This window comes from Paracandidimonas lactea (genome assembly GCF_021653995.1).
Classification (GTDB): Bacteria; Pseudomonadota; Gammaproteobacteria; order Burkholderiales; family Burkholderiaceae_B; genus Allopusillimonas; species Allopusillimonas lactea.
In genome coordinates, this window is sequence record NZ_JAJJOZ010000009.1 from 93,897 (window position 1) to 112,721 (window position 18,825).

The 18,825-nt window shown below is 62.7% G+C and carries 15 protein-coding genes and 1 pseudogene; 5 read left to right on the top strand and 11 right to left on the bottom strand.

Annotated features, from left to right (window positions below):
* Window positions 1–62 precede the first annotated feature (62 nt).
* From LOL23_RS15585 to ilvB, 5 genes are all read right to left on the bottom strand, one after another.
* Window positions 63–1,298 (bottom strand): MFS transporter, encoded by a 1,236-nt coding sequence (locus LOL23_RS15585; RefSeq protein WP_160977307.1) that lies wholly within the window; start codon window positions 1,296–1,298, stop codon window positions 63–65.
* Between the two features lie 140 nt (window positions 1,299–1,438).
* Window positions 1,439–2,716 carry a TRAP transporter large permease gene (locus LOL23_RS15590; protein ID WP_160977308.1) on the bottom strand — a complete coding sequence of 426 codons (1,278 nt, stop codon included), beginning with the start codon at window positions 2,714–2,716 and terminating at the stop codon, window positions 1,439–1,441.
* A 30-nt stretch (window positions 2,717–2,746) separates the two neighbouring features.
* Window positions 2,747–3,241: a TRAP transporter small permease gene (locus LOL23_RS15595; protein ID WP_160977309.1), complete on the bottom strand. Its 495-nt coding sequence runs from the start codon at window positions 3,239–3,241 to the stop codon at window positions 2,747–2,749.
* 143 nt (window positions 3,242–3,384) lie between these two features.
* Window positions 3,385–4,365: a TRAP transporter substrate-binding protein gene (locus LOL23_RS15600; RefSeq protein WP_160977310.1), complete on the bottom strand. Its 981-nt coding sequence runs from the start codon at window positions 4,363–4,365 to the stop codon at window positions 3,385–3,387.
* Between the two features lie 282 nt (window positions 4,366–4,647).
* Window positions 4,648–6,393, bottom strand: a complete 1,746-nt coding sequence (gene ilvB, locus LOL23_RS15605; RefSeq protein WP_237173853.1) for a biosynthetic-type acetolactate synthase large subunit — start codon at window positions 6,391–6,393, stop codon at window positions 4,648–4,650.
* A 77-nt stretch (window positions 6,394–6,470) separates the two neighbouring features.
* On the opposite strand from ilvB, the pseudogene LOL23_RS15610 reads away from it, so the two are divergent.
* Window positions 6,471–6,950, top strand: a pseudogene (locus LOL23_RS15610) (SET domain-containing protein); the annotation flags it as partial.
* A gap of 369 nt (window positions 6,951–7,319) precedes the next feature.
* On the opposite strand, the gene LOL23_RS15615 reads toward LOL23_RS15610, so the two are convergent.
* The gene (locus tag LOL23_RS15615) at window positions 7,320–8,972 is read right to left on the bottom strand and encodes a methyl-accepting chemotaxis protein (protein ID WP_237173854.1); all 1,653 of its coding nucleotides are present in this window, start codon (window positions 8,970–8,972) and stop codon (window positions 7,320–7,322) included.
* A 342-nt stretch (window positions 8,973–9,314) separates the two neighbouring features.
* On the opposite strand from LOL23_RS15615, the gene LOL23_RS15620 reads away from it, so the two are divergent.
* From LOL23_RS15620 to LOL23_RS15630, 3 genes are all read left to right on the top strand, one after another.
* Window positions 9,315–9,848, top strand: coding sequence for a TRAP transporter small permease (locus LOL23_RS15620; protein WP_160977314.1), 534 nt, complete (start codon window positions 9,315–9,317; stop codon window positions 9,846–9,848).
* A complete protein-coding gene (locus LOL23_RS15625) occupies window positions 9,845–11,143 on the top strand; it encodes a TRAP transporter large permease (RefSeq protein ID WP_160977315.1) in 1,299 nt (432 codons plus the stop codon). Before LOL23_RS15620 ends, LOL23_RS15625 begins: the two co-directional genes overlap by 4 nt.
* A gap of 111 nt (window positions 11,144–11,254) precedes the next feature.
* On the top strand, window positions 11,255–12,286 hold the full coding sequence (locus LOL23_RS15630) for a DctP family TRAP transporter solute-binding subunit (RefSeq protein ID WP_237173855.1): 1,032 nt from the start codon (window positions 11,255–11,257) through the stop codon (window positions 12,284–12,286).
* Between the two features lie 66 nt (window positions 12,287–12,352).
* Here the strand turns inward: LOL23_RS15630 and LOL23_RS15635 are convergent, their stop codons facing one another.
* Both LOL23_RS15635 and LOL23_RS15640 read right to left on the bottom strand, forming a co-directional pair.
* On the bottom strand, window positions 12,353–12,865 hold the full coding sequence (locus LOL23_RS15635; protein WP_237173856.1) for a nucleoside 2-deoxyribosyltransferase: 513 nt from the start codon (window positions 12,863–12,865) through the stop codon (window positions 12,353–12,355).
* A 113-nt stretch (window positions 12,866–12,978) separates the two neighbouring features.
* Entirely contained in the window at window positions 12,979–14,481 is a 1,503-nt protein-coding gene (locus tag LOL23_RS15640) for an AMP nucleosidase (RefSeq protein ID WP_160977321.1), read from the bottom strand.
* A 505-nt stretch (window positions 14,482–14,986) separates the two neighbouring features.
* Here LOL23_RS15640 and LOL23_RS15645 point away from each other — a divergent pair.
* A complete protein-coding gene (locus tag LOL23_RS15645) occupies window positions 14,987–15,922 on the top strand; it encodes an AEC family transporter (RefSeq protein ID WP_160977325.1) in 936 nt (311 codons plus the stop codon).
* A gap of 144 nt (window positions 15,923–16,066) precedes the next feature.
* On the opposite strand, the gene LOL23_RS15650 is transcribed toward LOL23_RS15645, so the two are convergent.
* The 3 genes from LOL23_RS15650 to LOL23_RS15660 all read right to left on the bottom strand — a co-directional run bounded on the left by LOL23_RS15650 (window position 16,067) and on the right by LOL23_RS15660 (window position 18,693).
* A complete protein-coding gene (locus tag LOL23_RS15650; protein ID WP_160977327.1) occupies window positions 16,067–16,354 on the bottom strand; it encodes a 4a-hydroxytetrahydrobiopterin dehydratase in 288 nt (95 codons plus the stop codon).
* Window positions 16,355–16,455: 101 nt separating this feature from the next.
* Window positions 16,456–18,111 carry a PepSY-associated TM helix domain-containing protein gene (locus tag LOL23_RS15655; RefSeq protein WP_160977329.1) on the bottom strand — a complete coding sequence of 552 codons (1,656 nt, stop codon included), beginning with the start codon at window positions 18,109–18,111 and terminating at the stop codon, window positions 16,456–16,458.
* A gap of 12 nt (window positions 18,112–18,123) precedes the next feature.
* Window positions 18,124–18,693 carry a hypothetical protein gene (locus LOL23_RS15660; protein WP_202411618.1) on the bottom strand — a complete coding sequence of 190 codons (570 nt, stop codon included), beginning with the start codon at window positions 18,691–18,693 and terminating at the stop codon, window positions 18,124–18,126.
* Between the last annotated feature and the right edge of the window lie 132 nt (window positions 18,694–18,825).

The following is an 18,825-nucleotide window of genomic DNA, read 5'->3' on the forward strand; positions in this document are numbered from 1 at the left end:
CCATGCCGGCGCGACACAACCCTTGAACCGGGGCCCCATGCGGGCTCCGATTCATTTCCGCCTCAGGCCCGCGCGCTGCGCCGATTCGACAGCGCCAGCCAAGCCAGCAGCACCAGCACCGCCGCAATCACGGGCAGGATCAGGCCGTTAATGCGCCCCCAGCCGGCTGCGTTGAGCAATTGGCCCGACGAAAATGACGCAATGGCCACAGTGCCGAAGATCAGGAAATCATTGAGCGCCTGGACCTTGCCGCGCTCCGCTGGCCTATAGGTATCGGTGACCAGCGCCGTGGCACCAATGAAACCGAAGTTCCAGCCCAGCCCCAGCAGAATCAACATACCCCAGAAATGGAACAGGCCCAGACCGGTCAATGCCAGCGCCGCGGCAGCGGCGATCATGAGCAAGCCCAGTGTGGTAATGGTGATCTTGCCAAAGCGGGTGATGAGATGGCCGGTGAAGAAGCTGGGGCCATACATAGCCAGCACGTGCCATTGAATGCCCAGCGCGGCCTCACCGACGCTGTGGCCGTGATGCACCATCGCCATGGGCGCCGCCGTCATCACGAAAGACATCAGGCCATAAGAGATGATGCCGGCGATGGCCGCCACTGCAAAACGCGGATTGCCCGCGATCTCCCAGAGCGATCGTGTTTGCGCGTCTTCGTGGACGGCGGCCGCTGCGGGCGGCGGTGTATGCAGCGACAGCAGTATCGGCATGGCAAGCAACGCCAGCGCCGTCATGCCCAGAAAGCTGCCCGCAAAAGGCGCCCCAGGCCAGGCGTCGCGTGTCCAGATGACCACCTGCGGCCCGATCACGGCTGCGACCAGACCGCCAGCCATAATGCGGGCGATCGCCTTGGGGCGCTCAGGCGCAGTCACTGAATCGGAAGCGGCGAAACGATAGTTTTGCACACAGGCGCCGTAATACCCCGCCAGCAGCGTACTGAGACAAAACATCAGGAACTGGCCACTGACGATGCCATAGGCCGCCACCAGGCCGGCCACAATGCTAAGCGCCGCACCACCCGCATATGACAGCCTTCGGCCCAGACGGCGCGCCAGCAGGGCTGCGGGAATGGTGAACATGGCCAGCCCCAGGTAATACAGGCTGACCGGCAGCGTGGCCAAGGCAGGATCACCCGCCAGTTGCTGGCCGACAATACCGCCCAGGGAAATGATGATGGGTGGCGCGGAGCCGCCGAGCGCCTGGGCGGTGAACAGCAGCCTGATATTGCGCCGGGCGACGTGCGCCTGCGGGTCGGCGTCTGCCGTGATGCTGGGGGATGGTGTAGCAGCCATGGGGCATTTGCCTTACAGAGTCGGTTCGAATGCGTCTGCGCTTTATACGCAAACGCCACAATAACCCAAACTACCGGTTATATGGGCAGCTGCCGTTTTGTATATCGGCGCACCCGAACGCATGACGCATACACAGATCACTAGCCATAGACGAGATGCTTGAAAAACAGGCTGATGCCCGGCACATAGGTGATCACTAGCAGGCAAGCGACCACGACACCGACAAACGGGAGCAGCGGCCGAACCAAGCGCTCTATGGGGAGGTTGGCCACCGCGCAGGCGGCGAACAGATTGACGCCAAACGGCGGCGTTACCATACCCAGCGCCAGGTTCACTACCATGATCACACCAAAGTGCGCCGGATCGACGCCGAACTGCATAGCGACTGGCAGCAGCAGCGGCGCCAGCACCACAATGGAGGCCGAGGTCTCGATGAACATGCCGATGACAAACAACGCGGCATTGATGCCCAGCAAAAATGCGTACTTGTCGTGAAACACCGTGCTCAGCCATTCGCCCAGCGCCGCCGGCACGCCGGCCCGGTTCAACAGGAAGCCGAATACACCAGCGTTGGCGATCACGAACATAATGACGGCGGTGGAGATAACGGAACGGTGCAGGGTGTGCGAGAGCGTGGAAAACGTAAGGCGGCGGTAGACGAAACACCCCACCACCAAGGCATAGACCACGGCTACCGCCGACGCTTCGGTAGGCGTGAAGATGCCGCCATAAATGCCGCCCAGGATAATCACAGGCATCAGCAGGGCCAGCCAGGCGCGCTTGAGGGCGGGCCACAGGCCCAGCCTGCCCTGGCCGTCGTTCTTGCCGTAGCCATGCCGGCGCGCATAGAACCACACGTAGAACATCAGCGCGACGCCGATCAGGATGCCGGGGCCAATGCCCGCAATGAACAGCTCGCCCACCGACGTATCGGTGGAGACCGCGAACAGAATCATGGGTATGGACGGCGGGATGATGACACCCAGCTCGGCCGCCGACGCCTGCAGCGACGCGGCGAACGGCTTGGGGTAGCCATGCTTGACCATCGCCGGGATCAGGATCGCCCCCACCGCGAACGTCGTGGCTACGCTGGAGCCCGCCACTGCGGCAAAAATCATGCAGGTGAGCACGCAGCTGCAGGCAAGCCCGCCCTGCATGCCACCAACCACGCTTTTGGCAAAATCGACCATGCGCTCCGAGATACCGCCCGCTTCCATCAGGTTGCCGGCCAGGATAAAGAAAGGCACGGCCACCAGCGGGTACTTGTCGAGCGAGGCGTAGATTTGCTGTGCATAGACCAGCAGGGTCATTTGCCCTTCAACGCCCACGCCCACTATGCTGGCCAAGCCGATCGACACCGCCACCGGTACCGATACGGTGAAAAACACCAACATTGAAACGACCATTAACTGCGACATGTGACACCAGGAAGAAAGTTGTGGCGGGGCTCAGATGGTTGTTTCGTCTACGACGGCTTCTGCCGAGCCGCTGGCCCAGTGCGCGAGCACACCGAGTATGGCCAGGCCGGCGCCTATGGGGATGGCGACATAGACCCAGGAAATCGAGACCTCCAGGCTGGGCATCGTCTGAAAGCGGACGCGATACGTCATCTGGCCGCCTATCCAGGCCATGAAGCCCAGAAAACCGACGCAAACCGCCATGACGGCGTGCTCCAGCCAGCGCTTGGCGCGGCCTTTCAGGAAGCCGTGCAGTACTTCGACGCTGAGCATGGCGCCATGACGAAAGGCCAGCGCGATGCCGAGCATCACTGTCCAGATCAGGGATGCGCGCGTCCAGGCCTCGCTCCAGTCGGCTGGCGATTCAAGGACGAAGCGTGTGATGACTTGATAGAAGCCCGCCGCCACGGAGGAGAGCAGCAGCAATTGCGTGAGAAAGGAGACGAGCCGGAATAGTGTGCGATCCAGAAAACGGATGATGATCACGATGATGTCCTGTGTGCCGCGGCTCGCGCAGCTTTTGGCCGCGCAGCGCCTTGGCCGGCGCTTGCTCGCGCCCCGCTTTACGCAGCGGCGCGATGCCGTACAGGCATCATGCCGCTATGCGAGCAGAGTGGCGCGCGCGCCGATTATTGCGTGTTGCGGATGGACTCGACCAGCTCTTTGCCGAACTGCTTGTAGTACTGCGGGTAGACAGGCTCCACCGCCTTCACGAAAGCGGCATGGTCCACCTCGTTGACCTGCATGCCCTGTTTTTTCACTTCCTCGACGCCGCTCTTTTCGATGTCGTCGACGTACTTGCGCATGGCCATGGCGGAGTCGTGGCCCGCCTTCTTGAACTTGGCTTTGTCGGCGTCTGACAAGCCGTCATAGACATTGGGCGACATCAGCACCAGCGCGGGGCCGTATACGTGCGCGGTAAGCGACAGGTATTTTTGCAACTGGGGCAGTTTGGCCGACACGATGACGGACAAGGGGTTTTCCTGCCCGTCTATAGTGCCTTGCTGCAGGGCCGTGGCCACTTCGGGCCAAGCCATGGGCGTAGCCAGGATGCCCATCTGGCGGAAGGCTGCAATATGGATGGGGTTCTCGGTGGTGCGAATCTTCAGGCCCTTGGCATCTTCGGGCTTGACCACCGGACGAACGTTATTGGTGAGGTGGCGAAACCCTTGCTCGCCCCAGGCCAGCGCGACCAAACCGCGCTTGGGGAAGGCTTCCAGCATCTTCTGGCCGATGGGGCCATCGAGCACCTTGCGGGCTTGGGCGAGGTCGCGGAACAGGAAGGGAATGTCGAACACGCCTGTGCTGGGCACGAAATTGAGCGTGGCGCCGGTGGACACGATGGCCACGTCAATGGTGCCCAGCTGCAGGCCTTCGATGACTTCGCGTTCGCCGCCCAGCGCGCTGTTGGGAAATTGCTCGATACTGTACTTGCCGCCGCTTTCGGCTTCGATGGTCTTGGCGAAGGCCGCAGCGCCCGCGCCATAGTGCGAGCTGGTAGACAGCGCGTAGGCCATCTTGAGCTTGGTTTGGGCCAGCGCCGGCGCAGCGGCGAACATGCCGGCAGCGGAAAGCGCCAGCACCCATGTTGCAAATCTTGAAGTACGCATTTTTTCCCCAACAGTGTCGTATGGCCGCATGAACCGCGGCGACGGCGCTGGCAAAGGGAACCGGCGGCATCCACGCGGCCCGGGTACGGCCGTGGAAATCCCGCCTGCTGTTTTACCTGAATGCGGCAGCAGGGAATATAAGGGTTTTCTAGCGTGCGGCGCAACAAGGTGGCTGCGGCCGATGTCGATCGGCCCGCATCACCATGGAAATGCCCCTACGAACATCATTGGCCTGGACATCCCGTCGCAGGCATCTTGGCCGTGAACACGCGGCCTCGGGCGTCAATCCTCGACATACCACGTGTCTTCGGACAGCATCACCTGCTGGTGCCCATAGCCCGCCGGCATCATCGGAAAACAGTTTTCCTGCGGCTGTACCACGACATCGAGAAAGTAGGGGCCGTTGTAGTCCATGCAAGCCTGCAGCGCGGCGTCCAGCTCAGCCGGGTCGGAAACCCGCGCCGCGCCCCAGCCAAAGGACTTGGCCAGCGCAACGAAATCGGGCAGCGAAGCGTTGTAGCTATGGCTGTAGCGCCCTTCGTGAATGAGCTCTTGCCATTGGCGCACCATGCCCATGTGCTGGTTGTTGCACAGCACCACCTTGACGGGCGCGCAATGCTGTGTGGCGGTGGCCAGCTCGTGGATATTCATCAGAATGGATGCATCGCCCGACACACACACAACCGGTGTGCCGGGGTTGCCGACCTGCGCGCCGATGGCGGCCGGCAGGCCGTAGCCCATGGTGCCCGCGCCGCCCGAAGTGAGCCAGCGATTGGGGCGGGTGAACTTGATGTACTGCGCCGCCCACATCTGGTGTTGGCCGACGTCGGTGGAGACGATGGCATCCTTGCCCTGCAGCAGGCGGTTTACACGCTGCATCAGATCCTGCGGCAGTATGTGCTCGGCCGATGGCGTGACACGCAGGCACTCCTTGGCGCGCCACACGCCGATGCGGTCCCACCACTCGTCCAGCGGCACCGGGACGCGCTCCATCTGCGAGAGTTCCTTGCGCAGGGCACGCAGCAGCGGGTAGCAGTCGCCCACCATGCCTACGTCAGCGCGCACCACCTTGTTGATGGAGGCAGGGTCGATGTCGAGATGGATTTTGCTGGCGTAGGGGCAGAAATCAGACAGCCGGCCGGTAATGCGGTCATCGAAACGCGCCCCCACGCACACGATGAGATCCGCATGATGCATGGCCAGGTTCGCTTCCAGCGTACCGTGCATGCCCAGCATGCCCAGGAACAGCGGATCGTCGGCGGGAAAGGCGCCCAGGCCCATAAGGGTGAGCGTGCAGGGCGCACCGAGGTCGCGCACCAGGCTGGTAAACGCGTGGCAGGCATCGGCACCCGAGTTGATGAGCCCGCCGCCGCCATAGAACACGGGGCGCTTGGCATTGGCGATCAGCGTGGCCGCGCGCTTGATGGCGGCCTCGGCGGTGGGGCCCGTGGTCTCTACACCTACTGGTGGCGCCTCGACGGGCTCAGCGCCGCTCTCGGGCACCAGGCCGATCTGGATGTCTTTGGGGAAGTCGACCAACACGGGGCCCGGCCGGCCCGTCGTGGTGAGCTGGTAAGCCTTGGCGGCCACGGTAGCCACATCTTCGGTGCGCCGGATCTGGGCATTCCATTTGGTGACCGGGCGCGAAATACCGATGGCATCGCATTCCTGGAAGGCATCGGTGCCGATGGCGCTGGTGGCCACCTGCCCGCTGATGCACAACACGGGGATCGAGTCGCACAAGGCATCGAGCAGGCCGGACGTGGTGTTGGCCATGCCGGGCCCCGACGTGACGAGCACCACGCCTGGCTTGCCGGTGGAGCGCGCATAGCCTTCGGCTGCGTGTACGGCGGCTTGCTCGTGCCGCACCAGCACGTGGCGGATGCGAGGCTCGGCGTACAGGGCATCGTACAAGGGCAGCACTGCACCGCCGGGGTAGCCAAAAATGGTGTCGACGCCGTGGGCGATGAGGGTGTTGAGCAGGGTTTGGGCGCCGTTGCGGGTGACGGCTTCAGTAAAGGTGTTCACAGGGATGCGCGGGTCTTCATAAGCTATGATCTCTCAAGTTTATTCTCTTTTACGCGAAGGCCCGAATTTCTCCTCTTATGGCACGCACGCTTCCCACTTGGCACACAGTCCGGCAATCCACACTCCACGGCAACGGGGTCTTCGCCGCCACGGATATCCCCGCAGGCACACACATTCTTCAGTACGGCGGGCAGCGCATTACGCCTGAACAAGCTGATGCAATGTTCCCGGTAAACCCCGATGATCCATTTCATACCTTCTTCTTCGCGCTGAGCTGCGGCAAGGTGATCGATGGCGGCAAGCGCGGCAATGATGCGCGCTGGATCAACCACTCCTGTGCGCCTAACTGCGAGGCGCAGGAAAGCGCCACGGGCAAGTCCGTGTATATCATCGCCCTGCGCGACATCCCAGCTGGCGAAGAGCTCTTCTATGACTATGGCCTGGTGATAGACGAGCGCATTACGCGCACGTTGCGCGACCAATACAAATGCCTGTGCGGCGCGGCGCAATGCCGGGGCACGATGCTGGCGCTGCCGGCGAAAAAACACAAGGCCGCTGAAGTCCAAGCCGCCAAGCCCAAGAAAAAGGCTACCGACGCCAAGGCCACCCAACCCAGGACAACGGGCACTGACGCGGTCGGCGACATCGCCACCGATGCCAGCGCCAATGTTGATACCAATGCTGACGCGCAGGCCTCCAGCAAAAAGAAAAAGAAAGAGAAAAAGAAAGCCGGCGACAAAAAGACAAAAAACGCCCGCGAGAAAGACATGGCGAAAAGTGCGCGCGGAAAGGGCCGAACCGCCGAGGCAGACACCGGCAAGAAGAAAAAACGCAAGTAATGGGTCATGGCACGCGCCCTGTAGCGGCGCGTGCCACCCACCGATCGGGTGGCCGGATCGGCGGGCGACGCGCAGCGGATGAAAACGTCAGTTGGCCGCGATCAGCATGGCGCCCGGCACGGCGCGAGGGCCCTGGCCAGAACGGCCGGCAGCGTCGATCGCAGCGCCATGGGCTGTGTCAGCGCGCAGCCGGAAGCGATCCACCAAGGCTTCGAGCACGCTGGCCTGCTGCTGCAGCGACGCCGCAGCGGCGGCCGATTCGCTGACCAGCACCGCGTTCTGCTGCGTCACAGTGTCCATCTGGCTGACCGCAGTGCTGACCTCGCTGATGCCGGCATCCTGCTCGCTGCTGGCGGCTGAAATCTCGCTGATCACCTCATTGACCTTGTTCACACGGCCGACGATTTCGCCCATGATCTCGCCGGCGCGATCAACGAGTTGGCTGCCCGCGGCGATCTGGCTGGCGGAGTCTTCGATCAGACCGCGGATCTCTTTCGCCGCCGTGGCCGAGCGCTGCGCCAGCGTGCGCACTTCAGCGGCAACCACCGCGAAACCTTTGCCCTGGTCACCGGCGCGGGCGGCTTCGACCGCGGCGTTGAGAGCCAGGATATTGGTCTGGAAGGCAATGCTGTCAATGACGCCGGTTATCTCGGCTACCTTGCGCGAGGACGCATGGATGGATCGCATCGTCTCAACGACTTGCGCCACCACGTCGCCGCCCTGCCCTGCGACCGTATGGGCGTCGTTGGCCATGCCGCTGGCCTGCCGTGCATTGTCGGTATTGTTCTTGACCGTGGCCGTCAGTTCCTGCGTGGCGGAGGCCGTTTCGGTGAGGGAGCAGGATTGTTGCTCGGTGCGCGATGCAAGATCCTGGCTGCCCGAGGCAATCTGGGTGGCCGCACCCGCAATCGAGGCCGTGCTCGCACGCACTTCCGCCACAATGCGGGTGAGATTGTCGCGCATGTACTGCATGGCATAAATGAGGCTGCTGGTGTCGCCTGGCCGGGTCCGGATATCCACGGCGAGGTTTCCTTCAGCGATCTGTTGTGCGATGCGCGCCGCATACCGTGGCTCACCGCCCAACTGGCGCCACAGGCTGCGTGCAATAAGCACGCCCACACCCAACAGCGCCAAGGCGACCAGCAGCATACAAACGGCAAGCTCGATAAGGCGTTCGGTAAAGACTGCATCGACGTCGTCGACATAAATCCCTGACCCGATCACCCATCCCCACGCTTCGAAAAGCTTGACGTAGGAAATCTTGGGAACGGGCTCGTCGCGGCCCGGCTTGGGCCAGTCATAGGCATGGTATCCCGCCCCTGCTGCGCGAATCTCACGGTCGAACCCCTTGAGCAGACTGGTCACTGCGGGATTCTTGTGATCCTCAGCTTTCACGCCCACCATGGACGGCACGATGGGATGCATCAGATAGACGTTGTCTTTCGAGTGGATCCAGAAGTATTCCGCGCCGTTGTAGCGCATATACGCAAGCTGGGCCATTGCCTGTTCCTTGGCCTGGGCCTCTTGCAGGCGGCCTTCCCGCACTTCGTCGTAGTAAAACTGGACGGTGGAATGCGCCACTTCCACGGCCTGCCGGACAGTGGCTTTGCGGTCGTCCAACATCAGCGTGCGTTCGGATGCCAGGAAGATTACGCCGATCAGCATGATGCCCAGAATGGCGCTCGCAACGAGCAGGGCGAGCCTGCCCGTCACGCTGAGGTTTTGAAGTATTTTCTGCATGATGTGTGTGTGTACTCCGGCGCGAGACGGCGTCGCCGCGCCTGATATTGACTGTGTATTGACTGCTGCGAGGTTGGCCAACCAGTCATATAACGACAGCAAACCCACACCGTTAAGGTATTTTTTTCAGTTTTTTTTAAGCTTTCATTATTTTTTCCACCGCGGTCGCCGCACACATCATCCGACGCCGGGTCGGCCCCGCGTCAGCGGCGCCAGGCACGATCTGAGCGGCACGGGAAAGCCCCGAGTACCAAAAAGGCCGCATCGCGGGTTAGCATGTAATCTTTTGCATCATCTGGATGCGTGACGCGGTTGTTGTGTCAGCCAGCCAGATCCGTTTTTATGTCCCCACCTTTGCATCACCCTCCGGAAGCGCCGAAAGAACCCATCATCCCGGAAGCGTCGGATCCTCCCGTCCGCATACCGCTTGCGGTCGAAGACTGGATCTCGGTATTGCTGATGGCGGCCCTGGCCTTGATCACGTTTGCGAACGTGCTGGTTCGCTACTTCACCAGCAGCTCGTTTGCCTGGACTGAAGAAATCTCGATCTTCCTGCTTATTGTGCTGACCATGACCGCCAGCGCCACCGCCTTCGTGCGGCGGCAGCACATTCGCATCGAACTGTACGCCGACGGCGGCCTGCCCGCCCGCCAGCGCCGGCTGGCCGTCATCAGCCAGACCATCACCCTGCTGTTCTTCATCCTGCTTACCGTGCTGTCGGCCCGCATGGCCTACGACGAATACAACTGGGACGTCACCTCCCCGGCGATCGGTGTGCCTAACTGGTGGTACACCATCTGGATGCCGGTGCTATCGGCCGCCATCGCCCTGCGCATGGCCGGCATGCTGCAACGCACGCTGCGGGGCGGCGCATGATCGCCACCTTGCTGTTCGTTGTTTTCGCCGTGCTGATGGTCATCGGCACGCCCGTCGGTGTTGCGCTGGGCGTAGCCGGCACGCTGTCCATCGTGCTGACCAACCTGGACACCCAATGGTTCGGCCTGCTGGCCGTGCCTCAGAACTTCTATGCCGGCCTGGCCAAGTATCCACTGCTGGCCATTCCCATGTTTGTGCTGGTGGGGTCTATCTTCGACCGCTCCGGCGTCGCCAGCCGCCTGGTCAACTTCGCCATCTCTATCGTTGGGCGCGGGCCGGGCATGCTGCCATTGGTGGCGATTGCGGTGGCCATGTTCCTGGGTGGCATTTCGGGCTCAGGGCCGGCCTGCGCGGCGGCGGTGGGGGCCGTCATGATTGGCGCCATGCGGCGCGCGGGCTATCCCGATTCGTACTCGGCCAGCATTGTGGCGGCCGGGGCCTCCACCGACATCCTGATCCCGCCCTCGATCGCCTTTATCGTGTATTCGGTGCTGGTGCCGCAGGCGTCTGTGCCGGCGCTGTTTGCCGCTGGCATGGTGCCCGGCATACTCGTGGGCATTGCCCTGATCGTGCCCGCCGTCTGGCTGGCACGCCGCCACAAAATGGGGGCGCTGGAGCGCGAGCTGCCGCGCCCGCCGTTCTGGGCCAGCCTGGGTGAAGCAGCCTGGGGCCTGATCGCACCGGTACTGATACTGGGCGGTATGCGCATGGGCTTGTTCACGCCCACGGAAGCAGCCGTGGTGGCGGTGTTCTATGGCCTGTTCGTAGGCATGGTTATACACCGCACCATCAAGGTGCGCGACCTGTTCCCCATTCTGCGCGAAGCCGCCGAGCTGTCAGCCGTCATTCTGCTGGTGGTGACGCTGGCGGGTATTTTTGCCTGGGCACTGTCCACACTCAGCATTATTGACCCGCTCACCCGCGCCATTGTCGAGTCCGGCCTGGGCGAGTATGGCGTCCTGGCGCTGCTTATCGTGCTGCTGGTCGTACTGGGCATGTTCCTGGACGGCATCTCGATTTTCCTGATTTTCGTGCCGCTGATCATGCCGATTGCGGGCCACTATCAATGGGACTATGTTTGGTTCGGGGTGATCCTGACGTTGATGGTGGCGGTGGGGCAGTTTACGCCGCCGCTGGCGGTGAACCTGATGGTCGCCTGCCGCATTGCCCGTATACCGCTCGAAAGCACGGTGCGCTGGGTGCTGTGGCTGCTGGTGTCCATGTTCACCGTACTGCTGCTGGTCATTGTTTTCCCCGAGCTGGCGATATGGCTGCCCAGATATCTGGGTTTCTGAGCCCGCGCCACACCCGCCGCGGGCCTGCCTTCGCATCATGCATCGGCATGCCTTTGCTTCGCTTTTTAACTTGACGACGACATATCCCCGTAACAACAAGGAGAAGATGACATGAAAATCCGTTCCCTGCTCGGCGCCCTCGCCTGTTCGGCCATCGCGCTTTCGGCCGCACTGCCTGCCGAGGCGGCCAACTACAAATCCGAATACAAGACCTCCATCGTGGTCAGCACCGCCTTCCCCTGGGGCGAGGGCGCGCAGATCTGGGCCGACCTGGTGCGCGAGCGCACCAGTGGCCGCATCAACATGAAAATCTACCCCGGCACATCGCTGGTGCAGGGAGACCAGACGCGTGAGTTCACCGCCATCCGCCAGGGCCTGATCGACATGGCCGTGGGCTCCACCATCAATTGGTCGCCGCAGGTCAAGCAATTGAACCTGTTCTCGCTGCCCTTCCTGATGCCTGACTATGCCGCCATCGACGCGCTGATCCACGGCAAGGTGGGCGAAGATCTGTTCAAGGTGCTGGAGAAATCCGGCGTTGTGCCGCTGGCCTGGGGCGAGAACGGCTACCGTCAGCTCAGCAACTCCAAGCACGTGATCGACTCGCCCGACGACCTCAAAGGCCTGAAGCTGCGTGTGGTCGGCTCGCCGCTGTACATCGACACCTTCACCGCCCTGGGCGCCAACCCCACCCAGATGAGTTGGGCCGACGCGCAGCCCGCGCTGGCAACCGGCGCAGTGGATGGCCAGGAAAACCCGATTTCAATCTACGCCGGCGCCAAGCTGTACGACGTGGCCCAGAAATACCTGACCCTATGGAACTACGTAGCCGATCCGCTGATTTTTGTGGTCAACAAACAGGTGTGGGAATCCTGGACGCCTGAAGACCAGAAGATCGTCCGCGAAGCGGCGATCGAAGCTGGCAAGAAAGAAATCGCCATCGCCCGCAAAGGCGTGACGCCGGAAGACCCGTCCATGCTCAAAGATATCGAAGGCAAAGGCGTCACCGTTACCAGCCTGACACCTGAGCAGCATGATGCCTTCGTGAAGGTTACCAAGCCCGTGTTCGAGAAATGGAAGAAGACGGTGGGCGAAGAACTGGTCGACCAGGCCCAGAAGGACATCGCCGCGCGCAAGAAGTAAGGTAGCAACGCGCGCGTTCCGGTCGAAGGCCCCGGCCTGAAAGCCTGGGCCCGCCGCGCACGAGGGTCAGCCGTCGTGCGCGGCAGCCAGGCTGCGCAGGCAGTCCTCCACGTCGCCTGTGATGACCTGTGTTGTACATGCGATCATCAGGTTCAGTGGCATGCCAAAGTCCTCCACGGTGTAGCCGTCGTGGTCAACGAATCGCGACGGGCCGCTGCCATCGTTGGCCTGGCCAATCGCGACCTGCCCCACCAACGTGCGGGTTTCGCTCGTGTAGGCCCACACGGGCTTTCCGAGCGCCACTGCGTAGCCCACCTCGAACACTGTGCCGGAGTCGGGTTCGTTGCCGCGAAAGGTGTTCAGGTTGGCCATCACTAGGTCGGCGCTGCGCAGCAGTGCCAGGTTGGTGTCGCAGATCCACTGGGCCAGCGGGCCGCCGTGCATGCCAGAGGGGGCTTCGTTGTCGAGCGGGAACATGCCCTCAAATCCATATTTGCGGCAAAGTTGCTTCAGGTATTCGCCGTGTTCCCGCGCATCGGGGCGGAAAACATCAAAGCCCGCCAGATAGATTTGTTTCATAAGCGCTGGTCTCCTTCCGTGGTACACACGGCCGTTCGCCTTTTTAACACCAGTGAAAGGCCCCGCGCCCCGACATTTGCGGGGCGCGACAGTAGACCTGCTTGCCGCACACCTTATTTGAACGCCGTTTCGATAAAGCTGCGCAGTTTGCGCGAATGCAGGCGCTCGCGCGGCATGTCGCGCAGCAGTTCAAGCGCGCGGATGCCGATATGCAGGTGCTGCCCCACCTGCTTGCGGTAAAAGTCGCTGGCCATGCCGGGCAGCTTCAACTCGCCGTGCAGCGGCTTGTCTGACACACAAAGCAGGGTGCCGTAGGGCACCCGGAAGCGGAAGCCGTTGGCGGCGATGGTGGCCGATTCCATATCCATGGCAATGGCGCGCGACTGCGACAACTGCCGTACAGGCTCGACATTGTCGCGCAGTTCCCAGTTGCGGTTGTCGGTGGATGCCACCGTGCCAGTGCGCATGATTTTCTTGAGTTCCCAGCCATCCAGGCCCGAGACCTCGGCCACCGCCTGCTCCAGCGCAACTTGGATCTCCGCCAAGGGCGGGATCGGCACCCAGTTGGGCAAGTCTTCGTCCAGCACATGATCCTGCCGCACATAACCGTGCGCCAACACGTAATCGCCCAGGCGCTGCGTGGTGCGCAGGCCTGCGCAGTGCCCCAGCATCAGCCAGGCCGATGGCCGCAGCACGGCCACGTGATCAGTGATCGTTTTGGCGTTGGCCGGCCCAATGCCGATGTTGATCAGCGTAATGCCGTTGTGCTGGTCGCGCTTGAGATGATAGGACGGCATCTGCGGGCCGCGCACCGGCGGGACAACAGCGCCGCTATCGGCCGCACCGGCAAGGGTGATGAGATTGCCGGGCTCGACCAGCGCGGTGTAGCCGCCTTCGCCCCGCGCGAGCATCCCCTTGGCCCATAGGCAGAACTCGTCGACATAGAACTGGTAGTTGGTAAACACCACGAAATTCTGGAAATGCTCGGGCGCGGTAGCGGTGTAGTGCTGCAACCGGTGCAGCGAATAATCAATGCGCGGGGCGGTAAATGGGGCCAGTGGGAGGGCCTCGCCGCGGCGCGCCTGCCAGGTGCCGTTGACGATGGTGTCGTCAGTGACAGCAAGGTCGGGCACATCGAAATGATCGCGCAGCGTTTCGCCCAACAGCGAATCGGAATAAACGCCCTCTACATACTGCTGCCCATCGATAAACGAGAAATGCAGCGGGATGGGCATGTCAGACTCGCCAATCTCGACCGGCACGCCGTGGTTGCGGACCAGCAGGCTGATCTGCTCGCGCAGGTAGTCGTAATACAGCCTGGGCTGGGTAATCGTGGTCATGTAAGCACCAGGCTCGACCAAGTGCCCGTATGACAGGCGGCTGTCGACTTCCTGGTAGGTGTCGACCCGAATGCGGATGGCGGGGTAATAGGCCCGCACGCGGCGGCCATCGGCACCCTCCTTCAGGTAGTGTGCGAACCGCGCTCGGATGAAGCCGGTATTTCGTTCGTAGATTTCGATCAACCGCGCCACAGCGGCGTCGGCGTCGGTGAAGCTGACGAAGGGGATGACCGGCGGCAGGTGCAGCGAGGCCAGCGAATCGGAAGCGTCGTACATAGCCAGCAAATAAATGTGTTGTTGTCGTGATGGGAAAGCGGTGCGACAGGATCGCCGCACCCGCCCGTAACCGTATGCCAATGACCTGCTCTGGGCAACTTTGTTACTTGCAGTCTAGCGCAGGAACAATGACAACGTGTTGTTCACTAGAATGCCGCAGGCCGCAATATTTGTATAGAGATGTACCATATGCGGCTGCGGTCGCGGTACCGGTCGTGGTGTCGGTCGTGGTGTCGGTCGTGGCCGTTGTTGTGGTGTTGTTGTGGTGTTGTTGTGGTGTTGTTGTGGTGTTGTTGTGGTGTTGTTGTGGTGTTGTTGTGGTGTTGCGCCGGTGTTGTCGCGGCCGCTGTGATGCCAGGCTAGCCGTATCGCCATTCGTCGTATCGTCGTATCGTCGTATCGTCGTATCGTCGTATCGTCGTATCGTCGTATCGCGTCTGTCGCGCACGTCTCGATCAATCTCCTTCAATCTCATGTTCCCGGCGCCAGGCCGGCCCCAAACACTGTGGACATTATCGTCAGTGCCGTTTTCCCTCTGTTTGCGCTCATCCTGATCGGCTATGTAGCCGGCCGCCGGCGGCTGCTGGGCGGCACTGCGGTCGAAAGCCTGAATACCTTTGTGGTATGGATGGCGCTGCCCGCGCTGCTGTTCCAATCCATGGCGCAGATCACCTGGAGCGAGATCAACCAGCCGGGTTACCTGGCGGCCACAATCCTGGCCATTGCCGTGGTATTCGCGGTGTCGTTCGCCATCGAGCGGCGGCGCACGCACAGCCTGAGCGACCTCAGCATCGAAGCCTTATCCGCCTCGTATGGCAACGCCGGCTATATGGGTATCCCCCTGTGCCTGATGCTGTTTGGACAGGAAGGGATGCCGGCGGTCGTGCTGGCCACACTACTGACCGCATGCGGGCTGTTTGCGTTTTCGATCATGCTGATCGAATTTGACCTGCAAAGTTCACCAGGACTGGGCCGGACACTGGCCAAAGTGGCGTGGTCGGTATTGCGCAACCCGCTGGTGGCCGCACCCTTGCTGGGCTTGTTGGTCGCAGGGGCGGGCATCCAGTTGCCGAGCGGCATCACACAGTTCACCACCTTGCTGGGCGCGGCCGCCAGCCCCTGTGCGCTGGTGACGATCGGCTTGTTTCTGGCGCAGGCGCAACCGGCCACGCATTCTGGCGCGGTGTGGCGGATCGTGGCGCTCAAGCTGCTCCTGCACCCGCTGGTGGCCTATGTGCTGGCCTACTGGGTGTTCGACATGCCGCCCATGTGGGCCGCCACGGCAGTGCTGCTGGCCGCCCTGCCGGTGGGAACAGGGCCGTTCATGCTGGCGCAGATGTATCGGCGCGAACCGGCCGTGGCCTCGCGCGCGATCCTGATTTCCACCGTGCTGTCGCTGGCGAGCGTGTCGGTGCTGGTGGCGTGGATGACCGACCGCTGACCACCGCGAACATCGTCGTTCACCGGCAACCCGCCTGTATCGTTACCTGAATCGTCGCGGATGGCCCAACGATGCCCTTGCCGCTCTCCCCCGCCCGAATGCCCCTCGGCATGCGGCGACGCATATGGAAGGCACGGCGCGTATTCAGTTGAGCTGGTCCATGAACAGCGCCAACGCGACGTCGCGCTCAGTGACACCCTTGGCATCGTGCGTGGTAAGCGTTACCTCGACGCGATTGTAGACATTGGACCACTCAGGATGGTGATCGAGCTTTTCGGCCTGCATCGCCACACGGGCCATGAAGCCAAAAGCTTCGCTGAAGTTTTTGAAAATGAAGGTTTTGTGAATGGCGTCGCGGCCCTGCACCGCGGCCCACCCCTCGAGGAGCAGCAACGCCGAAGGCGCGCCGATCAGCTTGAGCTGGTTCTTCATGGTGGCTGTCCTTTTCGTGGGCGGCACCTTTGGCGCCGCGGCCCGCCGGTACCCGGGCTGGTGCCGGAATGTACAGTCTACCTGCGCAGGCGGTGGGTTGGCTATCCCCGGATGATGACAGTGCCCGGCTCCTTGTCCGCTTCGTCTCCGCGATCCGGGGGCGACCACACGCTATCAGGCACGCCCCGCCGCGCCCGCGCCGCCGCCGCATGTGCGAGGGCAAGATAGCCCAGCCCCATGGCCAGCGCCGTGATATCCACGCCCAGGGCTGCCGGGGTGGAGCTTGCCCACCAGCCAAGGGCGGGGATGGCCCAGGCCAGTAGCGTCGTGAAGGGGATGGCCAGCGTCACACACGCGGCCGCCCGCAGCAAGTCCACCGAGGCACGGGCGCCGCCGCGCAGGAAAGCCCACGCCACGCAGGCGAAGAACCCCGCGTAGTAGACCGCCATATGCCATAGCGTCAGGTCGACAACCCACCCATGCAGCCACTTGGCAGATGCCACCATCAGCGAAATGCCGCACACGCAGCCGAGACAGACCCCCACCGTCCCGGCGGCCATCAACCGTGCGTCGCGGCGCTGCTCGGGCAGTGTGCCGCCGGGCCTGCGCAGTTTGCGGCGACTTTCTATCCAGAGCAGATTGCCGCTATAGAAAAGCCAAGCGCCCGCCAGCGCCAGAACAAAATACATCCAGCGCACCGCCGTGCCGCCGAAGGTGGCGAAATGCAAGGCAAAAAAACTGCTGAGCGTGGCGTGCGCCGCACTTTGCCGGTTAGGCATGTAATCGGTGGTTCTGACTTCGCCGCTGTAAGGATCCAATGCGATGAAGCCGCCTGCAGCACGCGGCGATATGCCGGTGGCATCATGACCCCAGATGCGCACCAGCGCCCCCGGCCCCGCAACCTGTGCATAGTGCAGCGACTCGGGCTCGAAGGTGGAGGACACAGCGCGCGCCCGTTCCACCAGCCCCTCGGGGGGGAGCATGAGGGCGGGGTTACGCGGCGCGCTGTTCGCCGCGTGCGGTGGACCGGCCCGAAACGCGCTGTAAAGCTGCCCGTGGTGAAAAAGCGGATCCTGTGCGGCATAAATGCCGTCATGGAAGGCGAACACCGCGGCGGTCAGTGCCATCACGATATGAAACGGCAGGCTGACAATGCCGACAACGTTGTGCGCATCCAGCCACATGCGCTTGAGGTTTTTGCCCAGCCGCAGCGCGAAGAAGTCCTTCACCAACGTGGGCAGCAGCACCACAACGCCCGACACCAGCGCCAGCGCATACAGCATGGCGACAACGCCCATCACCCACCGGTTGGCATCGGAATCGATCGGCAGCCCGACCACGCGGTGCAGCACATCAATGGTTTCCGCCAGCATGGAAGGGTGGGCTTCATGCACCCGCACCGTGCCCTCGGCGTCCAGAGCGGCTGCATAGTGCCGCATGAACCGGGGGTCGTGGCCATCGGCGTCGTCCAAATGCACCTCCCAGGTCAAGCGGGCGGGCTGGTGCTCCGTGGGCTTGAGATGCAGCGTGAAGCCGCGCGCCGCCTCGGGATGCGCGGCCAGCGTGCGGTGGATCAGTGCGGGCGCGTCGGCAAGCGGGACAAGTTGTGCTGGCGCGGGCGGCGAGGCCCAGCGCGCCAGCGGCGCTTTGAACACGGTGAAGGCGCCGGCATAGAAGGCAATGAATAATGCCATGCCAGCCACGATGCCTGTCCAGGTGTGCAGGGTTTTATATAGGCGGATCACATCGGCGCGCATCGCCCGGCCTCCTCAGGAAAGGTGCTGCGTGGCGGCCAGCAAGCCCCACGCGATCGTGTTGGCACCCGCCAAGCAAAGCCAGGCCCGCGCGCCACTCTGCAACACGTATGAAACACCCAGCACAGCCACCCAGACGGGCGGCACCAGCCACATGGCAAGCTGGCCCTTGACGCTCAGCGGCAGGTCGGCTGCGACGTGCACAAACCAGCCGCTGCATGCCAGGGCGAAGGCCAGGCCGAGCACCGTTCCCGCCACAGTCTTGGACAACCAATCGCGCTGGATGGGTGGGCGGCGAACTGCCGTTTGCGACGCGGCGGCCCGACGCGCCCCGGCAAGCGCGCCGAGATAGGGTAACGCCACCCAGGCCAGCATCAGGCTGATGCAGAAGGTAAATGCCGCGGCGGCGGCCTGCAGGTGCAGGCACAACATTGCCAGGCCGACCACCAGCAATGCCAGGCCGGCGGGGACCGCCGAACGGGGCGGCCAGGCCGCGTGGCGCAGTGCCTGATGGGGCGAGGCCAGGTAAAACATGGCGCAGCCCGCGAAGATCACTGGCAGCGCAACCAACGTGGAGAGTTTCATGTCAACCTCAAGGGTGAATATGGGGCCATGCGTCGGGAGCATGTATCGGAAGCTTGGGTCGGAAGCACCTATCGGAAGCATGTATGGGAAGCATGTATGGGAAGCACGTATGGGAAGCATGGGTCGGCATGG